The sequence below is a fragment of the Pseudonocardia sp. TRM90224 genome (assembly GCF_021245725.1).
GTDB lineage: Bacteria > Actinomycetota > Actinomycetes > Mycobacteriales > Pseudonocardiaceae > Pseudonocardia.
In genome coordinates, this window is record NZ_JAJGSX010000112.1 from 1 (window position 1) to 519 (window position 519).

Here is a 519-nt window from a genome sequence, read left to right on the forward strand (position 1 = left end):
GAGAGGCGGCCGATGTCGAGGGGCTGGCTGTCGCTGTTCATGACGATCGGAATGACGGCGGCGTTGCAGGCGAGCTGGCGGAGGTCTTTGGTGGTGATGTGGCCGCCGAAGTCGAGGATCGCGGTCCGGACTCGGGTTTCCAGCTCGGTGAGCGGGATGTGCACGTTGAGGTGCGGCCGGTGACCGCCGGACTGTGGGACGTCGCCGTGGTCGAGGACGTACCCGCAAATGTCGGCCAACGCTTCGGCCTGGCGCTGTTTGCAGCTGCGCTGATCATCCGCGCCGGCCGGTTTCGACTTCGCGTCGATCAACGTCGCGATCGTGGCGAACAGGACCGGATTGTCGAACCGGCCCTTGATCACCCCGCCCGGCCGGTCCGGGTGCGGGGTGATGGACAGCTCGTTGACCTCGGAGTCGGGTCCGTCGTCGGGTTCGGGTCCGTCCGGGCGTGTCACGCGAACGGTGTAAGCCGCGGGTGGACCAAGATCGACCGCTGTGATCGACATGGCGGTCGGGAAG

At 67.1% G+C, this 519-nt stretch carries 1 protein-coding gene; it reads right to left on the bottom strand.

The window, feature by feature from the left end; translation table 11 throughout:
* Nucleotides 1-455 (bottom strand): DUF222 domain-containing protein (locus LL648_RS43625; protein WP_232668868.1); only part of this gene is annotated, 455 nt, incomplete at its 3' end.
* Nucleotides 456-519 lie beyond the last annotated feature (64 nt).